The organism is Endozoicomonas sp. ALB091, from assembly GCF_049310265.1.
Taxonomy (GTDB): Bacteria; Pseudomonadota; Gammaproteobacteria; order Pseudomonadales; family Endozoicomonadaceae; genus Endozoicomonas.
Genome location: NZ_JBLYNQ010000017.1, coordinates 209838 through 230698, shown reverse-complemented (window position 1 = coordinate 230698; position 20861 = coordinate 209838). Strand labels below are relative to the sequence as shown.

The window sequence follows — 20861 nt, the reverse complement described above, 5'->3', positions numbered from 1 at the left end:
GGCAACACAAACGTACCATTTGAATCCGGTTTATCTATTAATCAACCTTCCTGACGAAGTCTCTGAACCACAAATGTCACCACCAGCTACTGCAATAACCCCACTAAACCTGAACCAGACTTCAAGTGATAACATCCAGGCAAAAAAAATAGTTGAAGCTCCCCCTTCAATAATGAAGCGCCAAAACAAGCTCAGAAGTGAGCGCCAAAAGGCGCGTTACCAGAATGATCCCGCTTTCGCAGAGCGAGAAAAGAAACGTTCCAGGGAGCAAAGAATACAGCGTCGCAAAAATCAGGGAATTAGATATCCGGGTTCGTCCGCCTGACCTGCCTGGCTCCGGATTTTAAAGAACCTTTCGGTATTTTTTTTGTCTGATGCTTATATTCGCTTGAATTCAGATTACGTTATGGTGCCCCCATGCAAAAGGCAGTGCATTGAACCGGGCAAGGGTCTTTCGGGTTTGATCAGCACGACATGCTTAAACATCAATAGACACTCTGAAACAACAATAAAATGTAAGTCGGATACGATTTTAAATGCAAGGAGATCATTGATATGTCCATACCTCAGCAGGGAACAGGCCCAGGTTCACCGGTATTTAATGAATCACAATCGGCAGGTGACAATTATCACCCTGTTACTGCATTAAACGGTCAGTTTGCCGGAATGATGGTCCGTGTTGTCAATGCGTCAAAAGAAGCGGGTTCCGGAAATCAATACAGACCGATAAGTTTATTGCGCCGGGGTTCCCGATATGCCCTAACCACTCACCATAAGCGCTTTGATGAGTTTCTGATGGGATCAGACCGGGTCCTTACTATTCTGAAACCTGAACGCGGCTGCGATATGCGCTGGGCTTTTAAACAAGATGTTGCTTCAGATGCCAATGGAGAACCCCAACATCTGCACTCGAAACGTATCAAGAAAATTACCAGTTGGGATGTGTTAACAACGAAAATGGATGAGTGGGAACGCAGATGGCATTCGTTATTTGACGGATCACCTTTTAGATTATCCTCAGGTCACATTGGCAAGAATGGCTATTTACTCCACAAAGCGCATCCCACATTCCGTACGAAAACCGGCAAATATCCCGAGATTATCTGTCAAATTAATTTTGACCGCATGCACTATGGCTATCTTCTTGACTTTGGCAGGGAACTTTCTTTTCGTCGTATTGAAGAAGTTATGGGCAATATCCTGACGCTTGAGCAAAAGAAAGGTAACCTGTCCGGTGGTGAGTTTCGTGAACCGGTTAAACTGTGCCTGTTCAACAGCTTTCAGGGCGTGGTTCACTCCCCGGTGACACTCAGCCGTGCACAGGTGCAACAGCTGCAATACCACACCCATGCTTTTTCCCGATATGGGAGCGTCATTGGTTATGAGCATAACCTTTACCAGTTATTGAGCCAGTCCGGCTGTGAGCGATTCCTGAAGCTGTTGGCAAATATCCCACAGCAGGTCAGCACGGTAGCTGTGGAGTTTGGAGAAGAGAATATTGATATCAACGCCCTCCTGACAGCCATTGAGCACTACGATTCAGCAAAATTCATGAACGCACTTTCAACCCTGGACGACAGGGTTAAAAGTCCGGTCGGTTTACCCAATCTATTGATGGAGGCGTTGATCAGGCAATGCCCGATAAAAGAACATTTTCCCGGAATCCTGTACGACGGAGCAGATAATACTTATGAACAACGGCGCGTCAAACTCAGCTGGGATTACCTCCTGCAGCAAACCAAATCCCACTTTGCGGCACAAGCTGTTATTTGTCGGGAGCTATTAAAACACAAATTGTTTGTACCATTATTATCAGGGTCACCAGAGTGTTCAGGAGTCTCCCACAATAATCCGTTGGTGTGCTGTCTTCTGATCGCATACGGTACAAGAGTCCATCTCACTCCAGCCCTGAACTTGCCTGACTGTACCTTGTTAATATCTGCCAAACATTTTCGCAGGGCGAATCTGCTGACAGCAGATGAAGCCGATATCATACGACACGAGATGCTGTGGTCACTTCTTTGCCAAAGTGACGATGGCCCCGTTACTGATCCTGACGAGATTATCAGTCGCTTGTCGACCTTAAAGAAGCTATTGCTCAGGTATCATGACAACTACAGGAGGAAGTTCGGTAGTATCCATCTTCATCAGATGGTCGATGAACTGTTTGGCATAGAGTTTTATTATCGCTTTGTTGTCAACCGATCTGATAACGGGGGTGCAGTCAGGGAATTTCTGGAACAGCGATTATCACCCCGGAGCTACAGTGATGAACAGTTACGTGCACATTTAGAGCTTATAGCGACGCGCAAATCCTCTGTTAGCGATAATGTTATTATGTTCCTGGGTAAGGCCTATTGCTTTTCTATTCCAGCTGTGGTCCGGTCAATAGAACACGGTGCAAACCAGCTTGCCTGGCTGGAGACATTTCTGGCATCCCCGCCAACCTTTGAGAGCAGGGAAAACCTGCCTGATAGCCGCTATGGGTCAATTACCCAGGTGGTCGGTCAGCATTATTACCAGTTTCCCCATCCCTACAGGGCACAAACCATCCTGACGGAGGGCATACAACCCTTTTATCGCAAATGGCACGGACTGGATCACGCCCTGCGCACCCAGCTGGCCACCGAATTCCTTATGGATCAAACGGTGTTGCCGCACTTTCATAAGCCATTCCGGGAGTTACTGCTTAAGCATCCCCAGTTGCTGGAGTTGCTGCCCATTGCCGAACTCTACCACGATGCTGTCGCTGAAGATGAGCATAAAGAGGTTGAAGAGCTTCGGGCAGCGGAACTGTTCCAGCGTGATATGACCGGGTTGCAACAGTACCCCGGGCAGCTGGTTACTCTGGTGGCCAGCGCCCTGAGAAACAAAAATTGTAAAATGATGGATGTAGATAACCCGTCGTTTACCCCTGACCACCAATGCCCGGAGGATGAGTTACTGCTGCGCCAGGTGCTGCGCTTTGGGGATATAGTGGATATCCTTCGGGTCAAACCGCCCCGGGAGGACTTTCCGACAATCAGACTGTCAACTGACTCAGCCGCAATGGACACCCTGGAAATGATCCATGATGGCCATTTTCATCCGGAAATGATCGAACTGTTGGCCGTGGTCAATAACCCGCAATTCACCCTGCTGATCCAGTCAGCTTTGTTGAGTTTTCGGGATCTGGCCAGCATTACCGGTGGCTGGCATCACCAGATGACCAATCCGTTCACCCGTAAATACCATCTCCCGGTTGATAACCATAAACGACGATTACTGATTGAACAGGCACCGAATCCCTACCAGTGTTTGCGTGAGTGTCTGGACGATCTGGTCCGGTTCGTTATCGCTGAGAAAGCCGGTATCTCAGCCTGCTTCGCAGAACACCCAAGGCGCGAAGATTCCCGGCTGCCTGACTGCTGGGATCCGGGTATCGGCTCCGGTGGCGCTTATCGAAGTCTGCACAATGAAGAGGAACTTCGACAAATCAAGTTACCCGAAGCCATGCCCCTGGCAGATAAGATCATCGTGGCGGCTGATCAACCCGGGCTGGAAGATCGGATTTCCGCTGGCATCCGTGATGCTCTGGAAACTGAGGCGTTGCGGCTCCAGCAGGAGGCTATCCTGCCCGCTGTTGGTACCCCGGCACAATCTGAACTGGAGCAGATGCTCCGACAGCCGGACTCTCCGGGTGCCCGTCTACTCAATGAGCGCGGTTATATCGTGAAGTCACGTGCACATGAAGGGAGAATTTTTTACCAAATGGTGCCCAATTCCGGGCTTGCAAGGGACTCTTTGCTCCTGCCACCACAGTATGATGACAAGACAACGGGCCCCACTGCTAACCTGCCGCCACTGGCAAACATATGCAGGTTGCTGTAGAAGACACGACCACACAGCTCAGCCGTCAGTACCAGGGCGATCTAACCGTTGCCAGACCAACCGTTTTGATGGCAGGTTCTCACAGACGTCCCCTGCCCCCATTGCACAGGCCTGAACCGCAGCCCTTTTTTCACTCTGCTGCAAAGCATATAAAAGCGAAAATTTTTCAGGTTAGACCATCACTGCCGCATCCACATTTTTGCCTTGCGCCCCGGTATGTAGAGCCGGTGAAATTGGCTGCTGACTATGAATGTGTCAGCAGGTTCCAGTACATCAAAGTAAGTTTGGTGCCAAAAGAATTTATGTTCCTGAGTGTTTACCCAGTATTCCTGGCCATGTTCACACTTGTTGATACCAACCACCCCGGTAGCGTCAGACTCTCCCCGGCTAAACAGCAGAAAACAGTCACCATGCCCTATTATTTTCATGGGTTGCCCCTGGTTGGCCCTGTGGAATTCAAGCATGGCTGTTAAGCTGCCGGACCTGTACGCTTCTGCCCAGCGGTTGTCCCCGCTCTCGTTATGATCGGAAAACACCAGGGGGACGCCACCGTCACGTCCCATGATATAGGCATAGGCCAGCTGCTCATCAGCCTCGTCCATGATCAGGTAACGAAAGCCCTGGTTATTGGGAATGTCATGGGTGGTAACAAAAGTAATGGCTCTTCCTGGCTGAAGAGCCTGACCATAGGCAAGGGGATCAACAAGAAGGTTCAGGCTTCCGCCGATTTTGAAAGCATTATACAGGCTACTGAATAGCGGGAAATCGTAAGCGGCAAAGCCTGTACCATCCAGGTAAGGTTTCAGAAACCTGTCGTATTCAGAGTTTCCCGCCCCACCACTGGTAATGATCTCTCCAAAAATGTGCATATCATGCTTGATGTCAGCTGTGATGACCTGGTTTACATGTTCAAGGGGCATATGCTTTGCTGCGTCAATCCTGAAGCCCTTAACCCCCATGTCACGCAAACTCCGAAGATAGTTTTGTTGCTGTTCAACAACCCAGTCATTGTTAACCAGGTCCGGCAGACCGGTATCCGGGGGAGCACCACAAAGCCGCCAGTTTTGAACCTCATAAGTCGAGTTATAGTTATTGATGCAGGTTGCAGGATTAAAGTCCGAGGCAGAGAAAAGGTTCTTGCCCAGGTCGCCAAAAAGCCGCAGGGAGGAGTACTTTGTGGGGCTGGCTGCGTATTGTGCAAGGATTTTTTGCCCGGGAAAATTAAGATCATCCCGTTCATAAGCTTCGTTGGCCATGTGATTCAGGACGATGTCGGCATATACGACCACATCATGCTGTTTAAGGGTATTAAGCATTTGCCTGAAGTCATTGGTGTCCCCCAAAGGGTTTTCTATCACACGATAGTCCTGGGGCTGGTAACGAGCCCACCATTCTTCACCGGTGCTTTTCAGTGGCGGGGATACCAGGACCATCTGGTAGCCCAGCTTACTTAGCTCATCAGCTTTTTCGCTGACTTCCGAGTACTTCCAGTTGAAAGCATGAAGAATAACGTTGGCGCTACTGTCTTGAAGAATAAGGAGAAAGAGAAAAAGGTAGACGAGGTGACGTATGAATTTATACATAATGGAACCAACCTGGTCGAGAGAAAGGAATGTTGAAGAATGGAGGCAGGCTTGAGGGTGACATTACCCGCCCTATCGGGCTAGACTTCTGACTTCTCAGGCTGCAACCGGCGATAAGCCGGATTTACGCAAGCCTCCATCAGCAGAAACGGAATGCCCTTCCGCCTTTAATCTAAGGATGCCTTGCTGCCGAATGTTTCCGGCAGCGTTAATATCCCTGTCGTGGATTGCTCCACAGGAACAGACCCATGACCGGACTTTCAATGGCATCTCATTTCGTTTCTGGCCACAGCAAGAACAGGCTTTTGACGATGGAAACCACTGGTCAATCTTGACCAGGTGATCTCCTGTCTGCTTTGCCTTGTACTCCAGCCTGGTGATCAGCGATGACCATCCGGCATCAGAGATAGCTTAGGCCAGTCGTCTGTTCCTGACCATGTTTGGATTTGAAGCGAGGCTTACCGGCTTCAAGTTTGAGGCTAAAGAAGTTCTGAAATGCCCTATCCAGATTAATGATGGCCTGCTGCAAGGCAATGGAATCAGCATCTTTCAACCATTCTTACCGGCGGCTTTTCCTGGCCATGGCCAACAAGGGTGATTGAATCGTAGCGGTTTTCTTGTTCACTTCCAGAGTTACTTTGCGTGCTTTACGGGCATTTCGCCCTATGTCATTCTGGTTCAAAAATCATAATCAGAGAATATAATGGTCATAGAATTGGGAGCCTCTGGTTAGTTATCTATGGATTACAACCTAAATATAGTTAAATCATATTTCTCTGCCTGCTCATCAATTAACCGCCGTATAGCCTCAACACCAATTTTTTCATCGTACCACTTCGCAAAAAACTCTTTCATATCTCCGCCACAAATTATATCAACAGCACTAATACCATACCTCTGGTAAGCATATTCATCAGCGTACTTGAGAATTTCCTGATCTCCAGAACCGTATGCCCCATCGTTATAAAATTCTGAAAACTCATCATTTACTTCTTCTATGGAAGCTTTATGCCCATCAATTAGTTTGCTCATATTTTGACCTTCTATAACTATCCCTTAACGAAAACCAGTAAGTATCATTAGCAGCTTGTAACAAGATCAATTAAAATTGTAAAATTATAGAAACTTACAACTTTTATCAAATTCAGATTACACCATTTTTACCAAATTAAATTTTAGGGAAATAACTGTGACAACAATATGGACTGAAGAAGAACTTGAAGCTTCTGTGCTTGCCTATATGGACATGCATAAAAAAGACACAAAAAACGAACATTATATTAAAAAAAATTACTACTCCGACCTATCAAAACGGTTCGGCAGAACCGAAAAAGCATTTGAGTATCGAATGCAGAATATCTCTTATGTTATGTCTCTTATGGGACGAAAATGGGTTAAAGGACTAAAACCTGCAAAGAATGTTGGCTCCAACCACATAGAACTTATCGAAAGACTGATATCAAAAGCAGAAAGCAAAAGTTATGTTGGTCAAGCGACGTTTGAAAGCCAGGTTTCTGAGTTAAAAAAGAAAAAAACACTTTCAAAACCACTTGGAGAGTTTAAGCCTCAAATTGTTACTACTCAAGTAACCCAGTACCAGCGAGACCCAAAAGTAAAAGCCTGGGTTCTTAAAGAAGCAAATGGCTATTGTGAGTGCTGTGACAGTGAAGCTCCATTTCTCACTGCTGAAGGTGAACCTTTTTTGGAAGTACATCATTTGAGACACTTGGCAGATGGAGGGTCCGATAGGGTAACTAACGCCATAGCCTTGTGCCCTAACTGCCATCGAGAATTTCATTACGGTCAGTCTATGACTACCAAACTGGTAGCTTTGTATGCTAAGCACAGCCGACTTATCCGCGAGTAACATTGCAATTTTGCGTAATTGCTGATTTTCAATAATACTCAGTCCAAATTTTAAGCACCCTATACGACTGCGTTTTCTATGGCCTGAATATCGGGATCAGCCCAAAGTGGATGGCTCATCATCTCCACCAGTTTGAGAAAGCCATCAGCCAAAGACTCATTCACAGAGGAGAGAAATGTAAGGAGTTGTCTGGAAATAACTTCCCTATTTTCATTGCCTGACTCCGTTCGGACTGAGCTTGTCAAAGTTCGGTGGCACTACCCTTCGACAAGCTTCAGGGTGAACGGAAACCGGGAACTTATTAAAAGACAATTCCTTAAAATGGACTGGCCTGCATTCAGGTGATCTCATCAAACGCCATGACTTTGCGGGAAAATATTTCCAGGCACTGCATCCATAGCCACAAGACAAGAGCAGGCAGTGCGTCTTTTTTAGCTTGATTTGCCCAAGAGCGATAGGAGATATTCAGACCCGTCAACTCGTTAAATTTACGGTGCAGATCCGCCTGGGTGTCGCAGATTCCATCACCAGAGAGGGCATCGATCAGTGAGAGAAAAAATCCAAAGGACGGATATCTCGCTGCCGTATAGTAAAACCAAGCTGTTCCGCCATACTGAGGAGTTCTGACTGATCAAAACAGGTCAGCATTTTTTTCAACTAATCTACTATTTGTAGTACTCATCTTATTCAGTCTTGATAATGGTTTCGAAGCTTTATTTTGGCTGTTCCGGATGAGTTCTGCACTGTAAGTACTGCTTTATTTGCCTTAATGTCTACCCTAAGAACAGATCTTTATGGGATTTATCTTGCCAATAAACAGACACACAGACACCGTCTCCAGAATCGTAACAACTGACAACACGATTCTGACCAAAAAGGAAGTTCAGTTTGAATCAACAGCACAAAAATGATGATCAGTCCGGACCGGCCAGAACCGCTACCCTGTTTGATGCAGAAAATATTACTTGGCAACTGGAGAGCAGGCGATTGAGCTAACCATTGATTTTGGCAACCCCATACTCAGGGCGTATGCTGACTTTTCTATAATTCATACCAGAGGTTGGGAAAAGCCGACACTAAAACATGGCATTCGTACCATTAACCAGCTCAGATATAACAGTAAAAACTCTTATGCTAACCTCTCTTTGGCCAAAAGGATCTTCTCTAAAATTAAGTCCGACCTTCACCACCCCTTGGTAACATTTTGATTTTAAACGATTAAATATCGTGCCAACCATATATTCGAATAGAATATATGCTTCAAAATCAAATGATTACGTTATTTTGGTGGTGAAAGTGGGTTAAGTAGACTCGCGTTCCCAATCCGTTAGGCCAGCGTGATGTTGGATCTTCATCCAATTTTTTTGCATATATTATTGCCTGCTCTGTCAGATCCCAAAAATCATCAATATTTGGTGCTGAAGACTGATAGGACCGAACATATTCCTTTATCTTTCGTTTAAGAGCACTTTTTTTATTGGCATATAGCTGTTCCTGTTTCTTGCGCCAATGCATACACATCCAAATGGTGCAGAAGAAGCCAGAGATCAAATGCAGGATTGCTTAATGCCAAAAGGTACTGCTTCTGATCGCAGGCCTTTGCAATTTCAGAAATGGCTTTCTCCTCCCATGCCTGCTGATCACGATCAATCACCAGACAAAGTTCGTCGTGAGTACCAATACCGAATTACTTCTTGTACGTATTCATCTGCTGCAAAACATACCTGGGAGCGCTGAGATTACCCTCCCGAGGCGGTAAAACCTTCAGTTTGAGACGTGAACCAAGCGCATCAGACTTGTCAGCCACACCCTGAAAATAGACCGGCTCAGTTGCTGCACCTTCGCAGGCAATGACGATTAAGGATGGATCACGAACACCTCGAATACGTGTGAATGGGCGGGGTTCTCTAGCCATTATTTATACCTTTGACCAGATTATTTAAGCCATCTTTAATTACAGGGACACCGCCCAAACGCCCTACCAGATAATCTTTCCGAATATCTTTGTCCGGTCTGGACTGGTACTCTTCCAACGAGTACAAACTGGATATGCCCGCTGAGCTTGTTTGTGCGAACCATATCTCATCCCGTCGTATGAGGCCCACATCCAGAAGGTTAGACTCATGAGTTGTGACAATCAGCTGGCTATGTCGACCAGTGGTTAATGATAGAAATTGACTCAGAATCGCCATCGTTATTTCTGAGTGCAAACTTCTATCTATTTCGTCTATTACATAAACCTTTTCTTGCGAAAAGAGCTCCAATAATCCGGGGGCAATATCTAAAATACGTTGACAGCCATCAGACTCCTGATTGATATCAAAATCGACAGATTCACCTTGATGATTCTTATGTGATGTCATCAGTTTAAACGTATTGATTTCACCATTCTGATTTTTAAGAATCTGATACAGGGTACTATCAGGGGTTGACACCAAAGAGGCCTCACCAGCTTCTAAGGTTGCCATAATATCCTGTTTAATATGGTCAGGAATATCATAGACATCTTTGATCAAATCGACCTGTTTCAATGACAGATCATTGATACCTGTATCGAAGCTTCTGAGTACACTTGCCAGAAGACTACTAACGGTATCATCAGAATGAACGGCCATTTCCAGACCATGATACTTTGAATCAGGAAAAACAATATTGAGTCGATGATGAAACCAATCATTAACCTCCGTTAAAGGCTTAATGTAATCTAATGCCTTGATCACATTACGATCCTGACACTCAAACAAAAACAGCCGGTGTCCGGGAGTCGCTTTGGCAGTGAATGATAAAAACTGTTCATCGTACTTGCTCTTAAACTTAAGGGCAGGAAACGAAATACTATGTTCATTTGTTCGAACAAACACAGGGGACTCACCCTTTTTATCTATTTTGTACAGCCATTCTTCCTGAATAAACTTGCTATCTGCCATAAAGCCATAAGCATAATTATTCTTGCCACATTTGATCTCAAACTCAAAACGTGATGGTTTTTGAGAGCAATCCTTATCCAGCAGGAATGGGTCATAGTTTAGATTTTTCCCCTGCGGGCTACCCTGGACAATCATCAATCGGGCAAAATGCATAGCCTTGATCAAATTAGACTTGCCTGAAGCATTGGCCCCATAGATGACAGCTGCTTTCAGGGCACCAATATCTTTTGGATTGCCAGGCGGGATAACATGACCAGAATGGGTGCGAACCCGGCTTGGAACCATGGATAGCTCCACCCTGTCCCTGAAGGATCGATAGTTTTCAACAGAGAATCGCAAAAGCATAATAAAGTCTTTAGGTGATATTTTCTCCTAAAGATTGGCATATTTCTCATAAATTCATAATTTTTTACACTAAAACAGGCCATTTCTCATGCAAAGCAATCTCTTCAAGCACACAGAGGAATACACCATATTATTTATGGCTCTGCAGCAAAACTGACAAAATCGACCAGATACTAACTCTAAAATTTTAAGCGGCCTATACGACTGCTTTTTCTATGGCCTGAATATCGGGATCAGCCCAAAGTCGATGGTTCATCATCTCCACCAGTTTGAGACAACCATCAGCCAAAGACTCATTCACAGAGGAGAGAAATATAAGAAAAACGAGAAAAACGACTGAAGGGAACTTTCTACCGGGAACCTGCTCCAATTGATAAGTTAGCACTGGAGCATATTATGAATGGTACTGGTGGTGTAATTAATCTGCCCCCGGAGAATATCCTGGGTTCCATGTATGAATCTGATAAGGCATCAGCGGTGCCTGAGTTCACTGAGTCGGCGAGCAAGTTTCTGAAGTCAGCAGAGGTAGGAACGTTTCTTAACAACGCCAGGGCCGTTGCCGCCGAGCTGCTTACCCCCGATGATCGTCTGGTTGATAGCTGGAACCTTCCCCATCAGCTTACTCCGCTCCACATTGCCTGCCTGGCAAAGGATAGGGTGCTGTTTAAGGCAGCACTTGCTGACCCTCAATGTTGGAAGATCATCGATCAATGCACCTCTGCAATTGATGTGGACGAATTGGCAATTACAAAGGATGATAAGAAAAGGCCTGCCATGAACGGTGACACTCCTTTGCATTTTGCCCTGTATAACGGCTGGGATGAGGGTGCTTTAAATTAATTCACGAACTGTCAGCTGCTGGAAAAATCAATAATACGGTAAATAATACCGGCAGTAGTTTACTAAGCCTGGCCGCCGCCTATGGCAGTCTGGATGTGGTGTCCGAGCTTTGTAACTGTCTCAGGCGAGAGTTTAGCCTGGTTTACTTTGACGACTATCTGATGCACAGCACAAACAGCCAGAGCAGTCTGCTGCATCTCGCTACACAGCAGCAAAATCCGAAGGTCTTTGAGTATCTGCTGGAAAATCAGTTGAACAGCAGTGGAGGTCAACACTGTTGCAGCTGAATAATGACGGGAAGACGCCAGCTGACCTGATTAAGGAGGTACTGCTTGATATTCGCAGAGTTGCCCTGGAATCGGATGGTAATGTCAAGAGGTTAATCTATGCAAAGCAGCTAAAAGATGATCAGGCCAAAGCATTGGAAGACTATAAGAGTCAATTGGATAGAAATGATAGTTATACACGAAAATATTTTAAGGACCTTGGCTATCCTGATGGTCCCTGGCAAGAGTTTTATATGGAGAATAAACACGAGGGTAAGCAGGCTCAGTCACCTGAAACTTCCACTTGGACGTTCCCATGTAATCTGGTCTGATTGACGAGTCATTGCGTGCTTTCTACTTTAACCCAATCGAGTCTGAAGATTAGTCAACCGGTAGTTTGATTTGCGAGTTCGGGCCGCCATCCCCACCGCCTTGGGCTGCCCAACCAGCACCACCATTTGCTTCCCCCGAGTCACTCCGGTGTAGAGCAGATGACGTTCCAGCAGAGTGAAGTGCTGCATGGCCATGGGTATCACCACACAAGGATATTCCGAACCCTGAGTTTTATGGATGGTCGTGGCATAAGCCAAGGAGACTTCATCCAACTCATTGACAGGGTAAAGCACCTCCCGCCCATCAAACTCAATCATCAGCTCGCCCTCTTCAATATCAATGCTTTTTACTTGACCAATGTCGCCATTGAACACTTCCTTGTCATAGTTATTAACGGTTTGAATCACCTTATCCCCCGGTGCATAGGTCCAGCCATACCGGGTAACCCGTGGTAGCGCATTTGGGTTCAATGCTTCCTGTAACGCCACATTACTCAATCAAATCTTCAGAATGCTGTAAACCACCGTCGTTTTGCCCACACCGGGACCACCGGTGATAATGCAAAACTTATTCTGAACCGCCAGTCCAATGGCCCCTTTCTGGGAGTCAGACAGTTGGATGTTATTTTTCTCTTCCACCCAAGGGATGGCTTTATCCATAGCAATGCCTGACCAAGCGGAATTTCCCTTTAGTAATTGTCCCGAAATAAAATCGACATTTCATTTTCCACCTGGTACAGCAGTGTAATTCCATTTTGGCAGAAATTTATCAAATTGAATGCTCATCCTCTCTTTGAAATCAGCGGCGTATTTACGCCCTTTTTCAAAGACCGTATCGATTATTTTCACGACTACTTTCAACCCTGTCGTCGTTTCAGTTTTCTCAATATAGTGCTTTGCTGTCTCGATACTTTCCAGAGGTACACCACTGCTGGCTCTTCTCATGAGGAAATACAAGATGTTCAATTGGATTGTACTTTGAGCAATAGGGTGGATAATGTGCAATACGATTTTTTAAATTCAATCGATCGGAGAGTGCTTGCAAATCCTCTTTGAACAGGTACGACGATGAACTATTACTACCGCCACCATCACACATAATTAATATCTCATCTTCATTTGGATAGTCTTTCTGTCCATGCTCAAGCCACCAGAGAGCAATGCACTCACAAGAAAATTCAGACGTGTCTTTACTGGTATTTAAATGAACCACTGACTTGTTTTTGCCCAAGTCGTATATCCCATGTGGTATAACTTTGCCATTGCCCTGACTGGGGAAATGTAGAAATTATTTCAGGACAATTACTAAGCACAGCCGACTTATCCGCGAGTAACATTGCAATTTTGCGTAATTGCTGATTTTCAATGATACTCAGTCAAAATTTTAAGCACCCTATACGTCTGCGTTTTCTATGGCCTGAATATCGGGATCAGCCCAAAGTGGATGGCTCATCATCTCCACCAGCTCGAGAAAGCCATCAGACAAAGACTCATTCACAGAGGAGAGAAAAGTAAGAAAAACGAGAAAAACGATTGAAGGGAACTTTCTACCGGGAACCTGCTCCAACTGATAAGTTAACACAGGAGCATATTATGAATGGTACTGGTGGTGTAATTAATCTGCCCCCGGAGAATGTCCTGGGCCCCATGTATGAATCTGATAAGGCATCAGCGGTGCCTGAGTTCACAGAGGCGGCGAGCAAGTTTCTGAAGTCAGCAGAGGTAGGGACGTTTCTTGACAATGCCAAGGATGTTGCTGCCGAACTACTTACCCCCAATGGTCGTCTGGTGGATAGCTGGAACCTTCCCCATCAGCTTACTCCGCTCCACATTGCCTGCCTGGCAAAGGATAAGGTGCTGCTTGAGGCAGTACTTGCTGACCCTCAATGTTCGGACATCATTGATCAATGCACCTCCGCAATTGATGTGGACGAACTGGCAATTACTACAAAGGATGGTAAGAGTATACCTGCCATGAACGCTGACACTCCTTTGCATTTTGCCCTGTTAAACAGCTGGAATGAGGGTGCTTTTATATTAATTCACGAACTGTCAGCTGCTGGAAAAATCAATAATACGGTAAATAATACCGGCGATAGCTTACTAAGCTTGGCCGCCGCGAATGGTAGCCTGGACGTGGTGTCCGAGCTTTGTGACTGTCTCAGGCGAGATTTTCGCCAGGTTTACTACGACGACCATCTGATGCACAGCACAAACAGCCAGAGCAGTCTGCTGCATCTCGCTACACAGCAGCAACATCCGAAGGTCTTTGAGTATCTGCTGGAAAATCAGCTGGACGGCACTGGAAGGTCAACACTGTTGCAGCTGGATAATGACGGGAAGACTCCAGCTGACCTGATTAAGGAGGTATTGCTTGATAAGCGCAGAGTTTTCCTAGAATCGGATGGTAATGTCAAGAGGTTAATCTATGCACAGCAGTTAAAAGATGATCAGGCCAAAGCATTGGAAGACTATGAGAGTCAATTGGATAGAAATGATAGTTATACACGAAAATATTTTAAGGACCTTGGCTATCCTGATGGTCCCTGGCAAGAGTTTTATATGGAGAAAAAACACGAGGGCGAGCAGGATCAGCCACCTGAAACTTCCACTTGGACGCTCCCATGTAATCTGGTCTGATTTCTGAGCTGGCATGGCCACGGACTGCCCAGAAATTTAAAGCACACAATGCAAGGATGCACTAATTGATGTTTGGGAGTTGCTGAATCCTTGGTGTTAAGTGTTTGCTGGAGTGCTTCCAGCTCTTTAAAGAGTGTTCTGGAAATAGCTTAAAAAACGGAAGGGCAGACGTTGGGCTTAAAGGCCGGTCGGATCAGTTTGGAGACCTGTATAAACACTATGGCCAGGCACTGACCTTTCGGTTTGCCCGTGATGAGAAAGGCTGGCGGTTGCTGGTGACAACGGCTGCGATACGAGGTCATCCGTGTACCCGCCCGGAAGCCAGTGCGATGGGTCTTGATATCAACTCCGACCACCAGGCCCTGGCGTTGATTGACCGCTACGGTAACCCGCTGAACAAATGGACCATTCCCTGTCACACCTATGGCAAAACCTAAGAGCAACGTCTGGCGGTTGGCCAGGATCAACCCGGCTTACACGTCGGTGATAGGGCGGACAAAATTCAGTGGCCAGTATGGCCTGTCGGTGCATCATGGCGCAGCCGTGGCGATAGCCCGACGTTATTTCCAGTTTCAACTGGGTCTTATTGACTTCTTTCAAAATCCGTAACGTCAACCGGGTACTGGAGACAATGCGCTGTTACGTTTCCGGGAAACAACCCGGGTATCAAACAAGGGCTTAATCGCTTGATTCTGCTGATTGGGAGTTAACGTGTTATCCAATACGTCATCCTCCTTTGTCAGCAGATCAAATAACGCCGTTCTAACCTGATCTTCCGTTTGGACCGAACAGCGAGAGCATTTCAGCAAACTTGCAAGCATAGCCCCTGAAGCCTCATCAAGCGATTGATGAGGCGCTATTTCTTCCAGCAATGCTCCGGCATACGCACTTCCGAAGCGGTCTACGATTTACCACCCGTTTATTTTATTCAACAATCGCTAACTTCACTGCCTTCTGGGTATGTATTTCTGTTGTGTCATACAGTGGTATGGTCGTATGGGTCTGTTGAACCAACAAGGCAATTTCAGTACAACCGAGAATTACTGCCTCAGCCCCTTGGTTATGCAGACTGCTAATGATCTTCAAATATTGGTTGCGGGAAGCGTTGTTGATCTGTCCAAGACAGAGTTCCGTGTAAATGACCTGATGGACTACCTCCTGTTCAGTTTCATCCGGAATAACAACGTCTATACCAAACTTGTCCGACAAGCGATTTTTATAAAACGCTTGCTCCATGGTGAAGCGAGTGCCCAATAAACCAACCCGTTTTATACCATCTTTGACAAGAAGCTCGCCGGTTGCATCAGCAATATGCACCAGAGGAATGGCAACGGATTTTTCAACAGCCTCTGCCACTTTATGCATGGTGTTAGTGCAAATTAAAAAGAAATCAGCCCCACCTGCTTCAACAGAACGAGCCGCAGCGGACAGAATCTCTGCTGTTTTATCCCACTCACCCTGGTGCTGAAGCTTCTCAATTTCAGCGAAATCGACACTGTAGAGGGCAACCTTGGCTGAATGTAACCCCCCAAGAGACGTCTTAACGCCTTCATTAATTCCCTTGTAGTAGCTTAGAGTTGACTCCCAACTCATCCCACCAATCAATCCAATCGTTTTCATTATTAATATTTACCGATATAACCAGAGAGGTTCTGCACAAACTCCACAAAAAAACGTATAAAAGTTCGCCCGCAGTCCCGAGAGCCTACCAAATGAGAGAACTGAAACCTCCATCGCGACCTCCGGCAAATTGTAACCTAACTTACTGATATTGAAATACAAAAAAAGTGGAGGACTCGAAGGGCCAATTCCTCCACTTTTTCTAAGAGGATAGAGAAAACGGTAAAAACAGGGGAAAATAGCTTGTTTGTGGGGAGTGTGAAAACTCCATCGGGGTGCTGTTAACCCTTTGTTTACAGATCCTATAAACGACAAAACCCTCACGACAGACATCGTAAGGGTCAAGGTGTATGGCGGTGGCGAGGGAAAAGGCTGCGGAATGTTTTGATAACCAACATTAACAGAACCATTGTACCTTGAAACTATCCATGCAGTGCTTTCAAAGTCCCCTTCGGATCTACCGCAAAAATTCTCAGCAGTGCTTTGGCTGGCCCCATTGGCTGCCGACGCCCTTGCTCCCAGTTTTCCAGAGTCTTTTGCTGACACCTATCAGCAAGGCAAACTTCGCCTGACTCAACCCTAACTTCTCAAGAATCGCTCTTACTTCAACCTCTGGAAACCCAGTCACTCTTGCAGCTGGCTTTTTCGTTCTCGAATATCATCCAGCTCCTGGACGCTGGCCAGCAGCTCATCAAACATTGACTTATCCATCAGACCAGAAGTGGTTGAAATTGACCATTCATAAGGCTATAAGTCACCACCCTAACATTGGCCTGTCTCTTAATGAGCGATTATACAAATGTCCAAAAAGCCAACATTGACTGAACTGAAGAAACAGTTAAGGAAAAAGAACCAGAATGAATTGGTCGAAGAAATTGCCCATCTCTATAAGAAATTTGCCAACATAAAAGAGTTCTACCAAGCCTCATTCTTTAATGACGATTCCGCAGTGTTGGAAAAATACAAAAAGATCGTCAGGGATGAATACATCCCATCGGGGCGTAGGCAATTCCCCTCCATGAGAGCATCCGTTGCCAGGAAAGCGATCTCAGACTACAAAAAAATATCCTGTTCTAATGCTGGCCTTGCCGACATCATGCTCACATTTGTGGAATCTGGCGTCTGGTGCACCCAAGAGTATGGCGACATTGATGAACCTTTTTATTGCAGTATGGAAAGCATGTATGAAAGCGCCATCAAATTCATTGTCAAAGAAGATCTCTTTCATGATTTTGATGACCGATTGCGTAGCATCTTAAGAGATACTCATGATATGGGCTGGGGCTTCCATGATACGCTATCAGAAACTTATGACACCTATTCCATCAGCGCTGATTGACGAGTCATGACGTGCTTTCTACTTTAACCTAATCGAGTCCAAACTTTTCAGGCAATATCACAAAGAATCCGCTGGCTTCGCTATGGAAAGTAACTCGCTCTACCGATCCTTGCAGATGAACCAGAGGCTGATGGTCGGTGTAGCATTGATGATTTGAAGCAGCTTCCATCAAAGCGTCGTTTATCCGTCAGAGGAATGAAGCCAATCAACAGGATATTAAGTAGCTAACCAAAGCGAATTTAATCAAACGACTACCGATATATTTACTGAAGATGCGGCTCTATCAAAGCTTGCACTTATCAAAAATTCGAACGGTTCCAGCCCATTGGCCTTCGCGCTTTCGATCAGGCTGTCATCGTTATTGTTAATGGCCATCGGATTTCCTTTTCTTTAACCAGGGAAGCGGCATCCACTGCACTTGAATATCTCCGATATCCTTCTATAACTTGTCGTACAATGTATAACAATGTAAGACATATTTAACTTATGGAGAGTGAAAAATGAGGCAGGAAATGCTCAGCGCCCGTATCGATCACGATACCAAGGCTGCCTTTACTAATATCTGCGAAGCCATTGGTTTAAGTACTTCTCAGGCCATTAAGCTCTTTGCCAAGGCGGTCATCAATCACGGTGGCATCCCGTTTGAAGTGCGAGTTCAGCAGCCCAATAAAACCTCGGTGGCGGCAATGAAAGAACTTGATGAAGGCAAAGGCCACAGCGCCGAATCTGTCAGTGCCTTAATGAATGAGCTGACTGATGGCAAGGTAAGTGATGTATAGCCTGGAATATTCCAATCAGTTCAAGATGGACTTTAAAAAGATCACCAAGCTGGCCATTGCAGATATTATTACCGTAGGTCATGTTATTGGTACTCAAACCTGATTTCTCGGAAGGGCTCAGACCACAGCTTTTCAGAGAGGAGAGAGAAAAGTAAGAAAAACGGGGAAATTAGCTTTAAAAACGAAAGGCCACAAACCACAGCATCATGTGTTTAACCCTTTGTTTACAGGTCCTATAAACGACAAAACCCTTACGACAGGTATCGTAAGGGTTAAGGTATATGGCGGACCGGACGGGACTCGAACCCGCGACCTCCGGCGTGACAGGCCGGCATTCTAACCGACTGAACTACCGGTCCGCTATCTAGTTTCTAGTATCCAGATACTAGTTTCTAGTTGGTGGGTGATGACGGGATCGAACCGCCGACCCTCTGCTTGTAAGGCAGATGCTCTCCCAGCTGAGCTAATCACCCAAATTTTTTACTCTGCTTACCTGCTTCTCAACACAGGCATAAAATGGCGGACCGGACGGGACTCGAACCCGCGACCTCCGGCGTGACAGGCCGGCATTCTAACCGACTGAACTACCGGTCCGCTATCTAGTCTCTAGTTTCAAGATACTAGTTTCTAGCTGGTGGGTGATGACGGGATCGAACCGCCGACCCTCTGCTTGTAAGGCAGATGCTCTCCCAGCTGAGCTAATCACCCAAATTTTTTGCTCTGCTCACCTGCTTCTCAACACAGGCATAAAATGGCGGACCGGACGGGACTCGAACCCGCGACCTCCGGCGTGACAGGCCGGCATTCTAACCGACTGAACTACCGGTCCGCTGAAACTTTTCAATCATCCCAGCACTGTCATCAGTACTGAGGGAGGGAGACTTTACCAGAACTCTCCCCGATATCAAGCCCCACTCAGGACTTGTTAACACCAACAACGCAATAGAAATGGCGGACCGGACGGGACTCGAACCCGCGACCTCCGGCGTGACAGGCCGGCATTCTAACCAACTGAACTACCGGTCCGCTGTCTAGTTTCTAGTCTCTAGATACTAGTTTCTAGCTGGTGGGTGATGACGGGATCGAACCGCCGACCCTCTGCTTGTAAGGCAGATGCTCTCCCAGCTGAGCTAATCACCCTGAACTCTTAATCAAAGAGATTGTTGAGAACTTTGCTTTGTTCTCTCAAGCTTCCCGAGAGCCCCTCTCAACAACGCGGCGAATTATAAGCAGCTAACCTGTTGATACGCAACAGTTATTAAAAACTTTTTTTTATACCCTCTGTTTCTTTATCAATATCAATAACTAATTTACGGTCAGGTTTTGTTAACATGTGCTTTCCATCACAGCCTTGAGCCCATACTCGGAAGTGCAGCCCGACCATATGGGAGAACAGGGATGGGACGATATGGAAAGCGGCCAAACTTCCGACCAATCAGGATTCTGAAACGATCATGTGGTTTAAAAATCTTATCTTTTACCGGTTTACCCAGCCATTCAAAACGTCCGTTGACGATCTTGAAGAGCAACTCCGCCAGAAACGCTTTCGCAGCTGTGGCAGTCAGGATATGAGCACCTATGGCTGGGTTCCTCCGTTAGGCAAACAGGGTGAACTGCTGACCCATGCCGGCAATGGGTTCGTTATGATCACCGCCCGCAAGGAAGAGAAAATTCTTCCCGCCAGCGTGATCAATGAAGCACTGGAAGAAAAAGTTGAACAGATTGAACAGGAACAGGACCGCCAGGTTTTCAGCAAAGAGAAAAAAGCATTAAAAGACGATGTACTGATGGAACTGCTGCCCAAAGCATTCAGCCGCAGCCAGAACACCTTTGCTTATATTGATCCGGCAAAAGGCTGGCTGGTGGTGGATGCCTCTTCATTCAAGAAAGCTGAAGAGCTGACTTCCTGCCTGCGTGAATGCCTTGGCAGTCTGCCGATTATTAACCCGCCACTGAAAAACATGCCATCCCATGCCATGACACGCTGGCTGGCCCAGGAGATCCCCATGCCTGACAAGCTGGTGCTCGGTGATGAGTGTGAGCTGCGTGAGCCCGGCGATGAAGGGGGACAGGTAAAAGTCAGTAAACAGGAATTGATTGGTGAAGAGGTTGAGGTTCACCTTCAGGCAGGAAAACAGGTCAGCAAAATGGCGCTGATTTGGAATGATGCCCTGAGCTTTGTGCTTGGTGATGACCTGGTCATTCGTAAACTGAAGTTCACCGACTCCGTTCAGGAACAGCTAGATGAAGTTAACGCTGAAACAGCAGCCGAACAGTTTGACGCTGACTTCGCCATCATGACGCTGACGTTGCAACAAATGCTGGATGAACTGGTGGAAAACCTTGGAGGAATAAGCGAAGAAGCACTGGAAAGACAGGAGGTGGCCAGCTTCTCGGTGGAAATCCCGGAAAAAGAGACCGTTTAAGCGGTTGAAGCAAAAAGCGCACGACGG

At 46.2% G+C, this 20861-nt stretch carries 22 protein-coding genes, 7 tRNA genes and 1 pseudogene; 11 read left to right on the top strand and 19 right to left on the bottom strand.

The annotated features are described in order from the left end of the window. Positions 1-555: 555 nt before the first annotated feature. Complete coding sequence (locus ACO6UX_RS25010; RefSeq protein WP_422451105.1) at positions 556-3870, top strand: hypothetical protein; 3315 nt, start codon at positions 556-558, stop codon at positions 3868-3870. Between the two features lie 179 nt (positions 3871-4049). Here the strand turns inward: ACO6UX_RS25010 and ACO6UX_RS25005 are convergent, their stop codons facing one another. From ACO6UX_RS25005 to ACO6UX_RS24990, 4 genes are all read right to left on the bottom strand, one after another. Further along, complete coding sequence (locus tag ACO6UX_RS25005) at positions 4050-5453, bottom strand: alpha-amylase family protein (protein ID WP_422451103.1); 1404 nt, start codon at positions 5451-5453, stop codon at positions 4050-4052. 96 nt (positions 5454-5549) lie between these two features. Then, complete coding sequence (locus ACO6UX_RS25000; RefSeq protein WP_422451133.1) at positions 5550-5834, bottom strand: zinc ribbon domain-containing protein; 285 nt, start codon at positions 5832-5834, stop codon at positions 5550-5552. A gap of 19 nt (positions 5835-5853) precedes the next feature. After that, a complete protein-coding gene (locus ACO6UX_RS24995; protein WP_422451102.1) occupies positions 5854-6006 on the bottom strand; it encodes a hypothetical protein in 153 nt (50 codons plus the stop codon). Positions 6007-6197: 191 nt separating this feature from the next. Then, positions 6198-6485: a hypothetical protein gene (locus tag ACO6UX_RS24990; RefSeq protein ID WP_422451100.1), complete on the bottom strand. Its 288-nt coding sequence runs from the start codon at positions 6483-6485 to the stop codon at positions 6198-6200. Positions 6486-6642: 157 nt separating this feature from the next. Between ACO6UX_RS24990 and ACO6UX_RS24985 the strand changes: the two genes are divergently transcribed. After that, on the top strand, positions 6643-7320 hold the full coding sequence (locus ACO6UX_RS24985) for an HNH endonuclease (protein ID WP_422451099.1): 678 nt from the start codon (positions 6643-6645) through the stop codon (positions 7318-7320). A 1474-nt stretch (positions 7321-8794) separates the two neighbouring features. Here ACO6UX_RS24985 and ACO6UX_RS24980 read toward each other — a convergent pair. From ACO6UX_RS24980 to ACO6UX_RS24970, 3 genes are read right to left on the bottom strand one after another with little or no spacing between them, the layout of a single operon-like run. Beyond that, positions 8795-9001 (bottom strand): RloB domain-containing protein, encoded by a 207-nt coding sequence (locus ACO6UX_RS24980; RefSeq protein WP_422451131.1) that lies wholly within the window; start codon positions 8999-9001, stop codon positions 8795-8797. Between the two features lie 6 nt (positions 9002-9007). Continuing rightward, on the bottom strand, positions 9008-9235 hold the full coding sequence (locus tag ACO6UX_RS24975; protein WP_422451098.1) for a hypothetical protein: 228 nt from the start codon (positions 9233-9235) through the stop codon (positions 9008-9010). Then, positions 9228-10592: an AAA family ATPase gene (locus ACO6UX_RS24970; protein ID WP_422451096.1), complete on the bottom strand. Its 1365-nt coding sequence runs from the start codon at positions 10590-10592 to the stop codon at positions 9228-9230. Before ACO6UX_RS24970 ends, ACO6UX_RS24975 begins: the two co-directional genes overlap by 8 nt. A 396-nt stretch (positions 10593-10988) precedes the next feature. Here ACO6UX_RS24970 and ACO6UX_RS24965 point away from each other — a divergent pair, with 396 nt between their 5' ends. The 3 genes from ACO6UX_RS24965 to ACO6UX_RS24955 are packed head-to-tail and all read left to right on the top strand — an operon-like array spanning position 10989 to position 12030. Next, positions 10989-11432, top strand: coding sequence for a hypothetical protein (locus ACO6UX_RS24965; protein ID WP_422451095.1), 444 nt, complete (start codon positions 10989-10991; stop codon positions 11430-11432). Further along, the gene (locus tag ACO6UX_RS24960; RefSeq protein ID WP_422451129.1) at positions 11432-11719 is read left to right on the top strand and encodes an ankyrin repeat domain-containing protein; all 288 of its coding nucleotides are present in this window, start codon (positions 11432-11434) and stop codon (positions 11717-11719) included. The genes ACO6UX_RS24965 and ACO6UX_RS24960 overlap by 1 nt, the downstream gene beginning before the upstream one ends. After that, the gene (locus tag ACO6UX_RS24955; protein WP_422451094.1) at positions 11710-12030 is read left to right on the top strand and encodes a hypothetical protein; all 321 of its coding nucleotides are present in this window, start codon (positions 11710-11712) and stop codon (positions 12028-12030) included. The genes ACO6UX_RS24960 and ACO6UX_RS24955 overlap by 10 nt, the downstream gene beginning before the upstream one ends. 27 nt (positions 12031-12057) lie before the next feature. On the opposite strand, the gene ACO6UX_RS24950 is transcribed toward ACO6UX_RS24955, so the two are convergent. From ACO6UX_RS24950 to ACO6UX_RS24940, 3 genes and pseudogenes are all read right to left on the bottom strand, one after another. Beyond that, a complete protein-coding gene (locus ACO6UX_RS24950; RefSeq protein WP_422451127.1) occupies positions 12058-12519 on the bottom strand; it encodes an ATP-dependent DNA helicase in 462 nt (153 codons plus the stop codon). Positions 12520-12528: 9 nt separating this feature from the next. Then, on the bottom strand, positions 12529-12690 hold the full coding sequence (locus ACO6UX_RS24945) for an AAA family ATPase (protein WP_422451093.1): 162 nt from the start codon (positions 12688-12690) through the stop codon (positions 12529-12531). Positions 12691-12750: 60 nt separating this feature from the next. Then, a pseudogene (locus ACO6UX_RS24940) lies at positions 12751-13261 on the bottom strand (ISAzo13-like element transposase-related protein). 362 nt (positions 13262-13623) lie between these two features. Here ACO6UX_RS24940 and ACO6UX_RS24935 point away from each other — a divergent pair. The 3 genes from ACO6UX_RS24935 to ACO6UX_RS24925 all read left to right on the top strand — a co-directional run bounded on the left by ACO6UX_RS24935 (position 13624) and on the right by ACO6UX_RS24925 (position 15279). After that, positions 13624-14670 carry an ankyrin repeat domain-containing protein gene (locus ACO6UX_RS24935; protein WP_422451091.1) on the top strand — a complete coding sequence of 349 codons (1047 nt, stop codon included), beginning with the start codon at positions 13624-13626 and terminating at the stop codon, positions 14668-14670. 104 nt (positions 14671-14774) lie between these two features. Beyond that, complete coding sequence (locus ACO6UX_RS24930) at positions 14775-15107, top strand: hypothetical protein (RefSeq protein WP_422451089.1); 333 nt, start codon at positions 14775-14777, stop codon at positions 15105-15107. Continuing rightward, positions 15094-15279, top strand: a complete 186-nt coding sequence (locus tag ACO6UX_RS24925) for a hypothetical protein (protein ID WP_422451087.1) — start codon at positions 15094-15096, stop codon at positions 15277-15279. The genes ACO6UX_RS24930 and ACO6UX_RS24925 overlap by 14 nt, the downstream gene beginning before the upstream one ends. A gap of 315 nt (positions 15280-15594) precedes the next feature. Here ACO6UX_RS24925 and ACO6UX_RS24920 read toward each other — a convergent pair whose 3' ends face one another. After that, positions 15595-16290 carry an aspartate/glutamate racemase family protein gene (locus ACO6UX_RS24920; RefSeq protein ID WP_422451086.1) on the bottom strand — a complete coding sequence of 232 codons (696 nt, stop codon included), beginning with the start codon at positions 16288-16290 and terminating at the stop codon, positions 15595-15597. Positions 16291-17089: 799 nt separating this feature from the next. Between ACO6UX_RS24920 and ACO6UX_RS24915 the strand changes: the two genes are divergently transcribed. Further along, the gene (locus ACO6UX_RS24915; RefSeq protein WP_422451084.1) at positions 17090-17629 is read left to right on the top strand and encodes a DUF6155 family protein; all 540 of its coding nucleotides are present in this window, start codon (positions 17090-17092) and stop codon (positions 17627-17629) included. A gap of 243 nt (positions 17630-17872) precedes the next feature. On the opposite strand, the gene ACO6UX_RS24910 is transcribed toward ACO6UX_RS24915, so the two are convergent. Beyond that, positions 17873-18004, bottom strand: a complete 132-nt coding sequence (locus ACO6UX_RS24910) for a transposase domain-containing protein (protein ID WP_422451082.1) — start codon at positions 18002-18004, stop codon at positions 17873-17875. 125 nt (positions 18005-18129) lie between these two features. On the opposite strand from ACO6UX_RS24910, the gene ACO6UX_RS24905 reads away from it, so the two are divergent. Next, entirely contained in the window at positions 18130-18408 is a 279-nt protein-coding gene (locus ACO6UX_RS24905) for a type II toxin-antitoxin system RelB/DinJ family antitoxin (RefSeq protein WP_422451080.1), read from the top strand. 282 nt (positions 18409-18690) lie between these two features. Here ACO6UX_RS24905 and ACO6UX_RS24900 read toward each other — a convergent pair. From ACO6UX_RS24900 to ACO6UX_RS24870, 7 genes are all read right to left on the bottom strand, one after another. After that, positions 18691-18767: transfer RNA gene (locus ACO6UX_RS24900), tRNA-Asp, on the bottom strand. 38 nt (positions 18768-18805) lie between these two features. Further along, a tRNA-Val gene (locus ACO6UX_RS24895) sits at positions 18806-18881 on the bottom strand. A gap of 44 nt (positions 18882-18925) precedes the next feature. Further along, positions 18926-19002: transfer RNA gene (locus ACO6UX_RS24890), tRNA-Asp, on the bottom strand. A 38-nt stretch (positions 19003-19040) separates the two neighbouring features. Further along, positions 19041-19116 (bottom strand) — tRNA-Val (locus ACO6UX_RS24885). Positions 19117-19160: 44 nt separating this feature from the next. Beyond that, a tRNA-Asp gene (locus tag ACO6UX_RS24880) sits at positions 19161-19237 on the bottom strand. Between the two features lie 120 nt (positions 19238-19357). Continuing rightward, a tRNA-Asp gene (locus tag ACO6UX_RS24875) sits at positions 19358-19434 on the bottom strand. Positions 19435-19472: 38 nt separating this feature from the next. Further along, a tRNA-Val gene (locus ACO6UX_RS24870) sits at positions 19473-19548 on the bottom strand. Positions 19549-19862: 314 nt separating this feature from the next. Here ACO6UX_RS24870 and rdgC point away from each other — a divergent pair. Continuing rightward, positions 19863-20834 (top strand): recombination-associated protein RdgC, encoded by a 972-nt coding sequence (rdgC, locus tag ACO6UX_RS24865; protein ID WP_163372131.1) that lies wholly within the window; start codon positions 19863-19865, stop codon positions 20832-20834. Positions 20835-20861 lie beyond the last annotated feature (27 nt).